This is a genomic window from Caldicellulosiruptor bescii DSM 6725, from assembly GCF_000022325.1.
In the GTDB taxonomy this organism is placed as follows: Bacteria; Bacillota; Thermoanaerobacteria; order Caldicellulosiruptorales; family Caldicellulosiruptoraceae; genus Caldicellulosiruptor; species Caldicellulosiruptor bescii.
The window spans coordinates 1-3,653 of record NC_012037.1; the positions used below are offsets into that span (position 1 = coordinate 1).

Sequence of the window (3,653 nt, forward strand, 5' to 3'; positions counted from 1 at the left end):
AAAAAAATTAGAGCAGGATTTGAGCAAGAGGGGCGCTGCAACCCCCTTTGAAACCGCTTTCATAACCCGAAAAGCTCTTCACCCACCGCATCAATATTCATACCCGCTTGCATAATTATTCATCCCTGATTGTACCACAAAACCCAGAAAAGTCCTGGGAAAATCATGAAGATTCTTCCATTTTCCAATTTCCAGGAAGCGAATTGAAATTCCCAGGGATTTTTTGCCTTTTTCCAGGGAATGAACTGGAATTTCCAGCGGTTTTTCCAGGGACTTAACCACACGAAAGGTACTTTCCGCCATCAAAGGCTTGCAAACCCATAGGAAACTACTGGCAGGCAAAACCTTCCACCCAGTAGCAAATCTCTTCTACCTTGTTTTGCGAGCGTTAGCAGGGAGCTGTCCGTTAGCTTTGTGTTAGCATCCTTCTGTTAGCCTTTGGCACGTTAGTAGACTTTTGTTAGTTCTCTCTTCTTGTTTTTATCTTCATTGTGATTGTTTTCCAGAAGACTGCTTGACATTTTGTTATTGTAGTGTTATGATCTATTTCAGAAGCGAAAAGTAAACCGCGGTAGCGGGTTACTTTTTGCGTAATATTTGGAATTGTCAGTTTGGCACGGGAAATGGAATCGGGCAGGTATAGGGAAAGGCAATAGCCGTGGACGGCGTTCCGATTCCGCTTTGTTTGTGCGTTAGCACATGAGTCTTGCTGTTATCACGCTCTGCTCTGTGGTAGTACACCGCAAGGGGTACACCATTTGGAGTTTTGCCGCATCTGAGAGTTTAGCAGTTTGCAAAACAAAGTTCGCAGTTAGAAAAGTTAGGCAAGGGGCGATGACGTGCACGTCTGACACGCTTGACGTGCACCGAGCCGAGAGTAGAGCGTGATGACATAGAAAAAGCCCAGTAGCAGGTTGTGCGTACCGTGACATGCTACTGTGGAAGACAAGTAAATAGTCAAAAAACGGTGCGCTTACTGTTCGTGGGCTCATGGGAATACCGTGAGCATTCTGGACAGGTTCAACAGCCTGAAAGGGCAAAACCCCCCTTGAAAGGGTTTAAATACACACGTCCTTTTTGTCGTTTTTTGTCGGTTTAAATATTTATGCAGGGGATGATAGGGAATGGGAAAGCCGTCCATAATCAAGCAAGTACTCAATGAATTCGAAAAGCAGATAAGGTTCGGGGAAAGTAAGCATGAAGCAAAGAGAGAAGAGCGGGAGAGATGTGAAGTTACTGGAGAGACGTGGAATCCTGCTCGTGTGGAAGGCATTTTTAGTTTCTCAACCTACAGGGAGTACGTTAAGGAGGCGTTAGAATTTGCGAATTGGGCTCGTACTGAAAAGGGGTGTAAGGATTTAGAACAAGCACGGGCCTATGTGTCTGAATATTTGCAGTCGCATATAGACAAAGGGTATAGCGCGTGGACTGTTAAGAAAGAAGCAGCAGCCCTGGCGAAACTGTATCATTGTCGTACAACTGACTTTAAAGTAGAGCTTCCCGCAAGACACAGGGAAGAGATTGAGAGAAGCAGGGGATACAAAGACCACGATAGGGAGTTTAGCAAAGAGAGGAATAGAGACATTATCATCTTTTCAAAAGCTACTGGGCTGAGAAGAAGGGAATTGGAAAGAGTGAGTTCTCGGGATATCTTTCGTGGGCCTGACGGAAGATTATATGTGCACGTGAGCAACGGCAAGGGCGGTAGAGAAAGGGATGTTCATGTTTTGCAGAAATACGAGAGAGAGGTTGAGAGGATAGTCAGAGAGCGGGAAGGAAGAGACAGGCTGTTTGACAGGGTCCCCATAAGGATGGACGTACACAGCTATAGGAGGGAATATGCAAGAGAGCGTTACAGAGAAGTTGAGCGTGAGATAAGTCGTGAGAGAAAGCTTTTCGACAGAGTTGAGGATCTCGTTCGTAGTAGGCTTACAAGGCTCTATCCTGACAGGTTTAGAGAAATTGGCGAAAGACAACTTACTCGTGAACTCACAAGAGCTGATGGGCTTTATCATCGCAGTGATGGTAGGGAGTTTGACCGCCTGGCATTGTGGGAAGTTTCAAACGACTTGGGACATAATCGAATTGACGTTGTTGCAAGACACTATCTGGATTAAGCGAATAAAGGCTCAAGAAAGTGGATAAAAAAACAGGGGGTATATTGATATATCCCCCCTGTTTTTTGTGCGTCTACAGGACCTTATTTGCGTTTCAAGGCTATTCTTGTGGGGTAGTGCAGTAAAAAAGGTTGCCTTTGTATCTTGCCTGTAGAATCTTGCCGTTTTCAAAAACAAATTCAACGTTGCACTTATCAGCAAGTTTCTTGATTATTCCCTGCTCAAATTCGTCGAACCTGTACCCTTCCATTGCTCTTGCTGTGAAATAACCCAGAAGGTACATTGCTTCTTCACGTGTAAACTCAATTGTTAGCTTTTTCACTCTCTTTTACCCCCTTTACGAGACTGAGATATTCTTTGTACAATCTGTCAATACGTTCTGTATCGTCAGGTTGTACGTTTTTGAGTTTTTCGTAGAGATTATGAAACAACAGGTTCTCTGCTGTTCCAATAGGGTATTTCTTTCTTTCCGCGTGGACTAGCCTTTTCAGTTGGTTTAGCTTTACGTTCCGGATCTTGCTCAGTAGGTCTTCGACGATATTTTCAATCTGTTTTGCTTCGTCTTCTTCGATGTAGAAGCATAGTTGTTTGATTTCAAGTAGCCTCTGAATAAGTTCCTGCTTTGTTAACATTCCTTGTCACCCTTCCCCTTTTCAGTCTTTTTTATTTTGTCGTATTCTGATTCGAACTTTCTCAGTTGGTCAGCTCTGCCGTAACGTATGCGTCGAGGATTTAGCATGAATCGTCCACGGCCTATTTTAATCAACAAATCTTTCTCGATTAGCTTTTTGATTGCAAGATGGTATTGCTTTTTTGACATGTCGATGTTTCCTTTGATGTCGTATTCGTATGAAAGTGCAAACGTGTAGTTGTTAAACGAGATTTTGTGTTGTACAATGTATGAGAGAATTCGCATTGCTGATTTTGCAAGGTCTTTATCTTCCATTATGAGTTTGATAGAAATGAATGGAAGTTTGACAAAGTCTGTGTCTTCAAAATCATGTCCGATCAGTATGAAAGTTTGTACTTCGCCTGTTTCAGGGTCGACCATTTTTTTGTACCCTATCTTCTTCATTTGAATCCCCCTTTTTTTACCTTTTTCCAATTCTAAAGCCATTATAATACACTTAAAGTAACTTGTCAAGTAACTTCAGGTGTAAAAAATTACACTTCAGGTGTAATAAATTACACTTTCCATTCAGTATTTTCAAGGCTTTGTGGGTAACTTTATTCTTATCTATGTATATATCGCCTGCGTTAGCAGGCTTGAAAATTTCCAGTTAGGATAAGCAGGAACAACGGTCGCTGACGCTGAACACTGACGAAATAGCTGACGCCCCAAAGTCCACAACAGTGCCAAACCGATAACAAAAACATGCTAACGCAAACATAGACTAACGCACGACTGACGTCGTGATGTGTGTGTGGGCCTACCTACACACAAAAAGAACTAACAACAGCTGACTAACGTCTGAAGAGCTCTAACAACACTTTGCTAACGCTGAGCTAACGGACAGCTCAACGTTAACACCCGCT

At 42.9% G+C, this 3,653-nt stretch carries 5 protein-coding genes; 1 reads left to right on the plus strand and 4 read right to left on the minus strand.

Annotation, left to right across the window (positions count from 1 at the left end; genetic code table 11):
* Window positions 1–90: 90 nt before the first annotated feature.
* Complete coding sequence (locus ATHE_RS14025; protein WP_099716404.1) at window positions 91–282, minus strand: hypothetical protein; 192 nt, start codon at window positions 280–282, stop codon at window positions 91–93.
* 842 nt (window positions 283–1,124) lie between these two features.
* Here ATHE_RS14025 and ATHE_RS14030 point away from each other — a divergent pair.
* Complete coding sequence (locus tag ATHE_RS14030) at window positions 1,125–2,117, plus strand: hypothetical protein (protein WP_012660751.1); 993 nt, start codon at window positions 1,125–1,127, stop codon at window positions 2,115–2,117.
* Window positions 2,118–2,217: 100 nt separating this feature from the next.
* On the opposite strand, the gene ATHE_RS14035 is transcribed toward ATHE_RS14030, so the two are convergent.
* From ATHE_RS14035 to ATHE_RS14045, 3 genes are read right to left on the minus strand one after another with little or no spacing between them, the layout of a single operon-like run.
* Window positions 2,218–2,439, minus strand: coding sequence for a hypothetical protein (locus tag ATHE_RS14035; protein WP_012660752.1), 222 nt, complete (start codon window positions 2,437–2,439; stop codon window positions 2,218–2,220).
* Window positions 2,420–2,749 (minus strand): hypothetical protein, encoded by a 330-nt coding sequence (locus tag ATHE_RS14040; protein ID WP_012660753.1) that lies wholly within the window; start codon window positions 2,747–2,749, stop codon window positions 2,420–2,422. Before ATHE_RS14040 ends, ATHE_RS14035 begins: the two co-directional genes overlap by 20 nt.
* Window positions 2,743–3,192, minus strand: coding sequence for a replication/maintenance protein RepL (locus ATHE_RS14045; RefSeq protein ID WP_012660754.1), 450 nt, complete (start codon window positions 3,190–3,192; stop codon window positions 2,743–2,745). Before ATHE_RS14045 ends, ATHE_RS14040 begins: the two co-directional genes overlap by 7 nt.
* Window positions 3,193–3,653 lie beyond the last annotated feature (461 nt).

What these genes read in the sequence shown, in the direction of transcription:
- ATHE_RS14040 (WP_012660753.1), bottom strand. Translation starts at nt 2,749, where the DNA reads ATGTTAACAAAGCAGGAACTTATTCAGAGGCTACTTGAAATCAAACAA.
- ATHE_RS14030 (WP_012660751.1), top strand. Translation starts at nt 1,125, where the DNA reads ATGGGAAAGCCGTCCATAATCAAGCAAGTACTCAATGAATTCGAAAAG.
- ATHE_RS14045 (WP_012660754.1), bottom strand. Translation starts at nt 3,192, where the DNA reads ATGAAGAAGATAGGGTACAAAAAAATGGTCGACCCTGAAACAGGCGAA.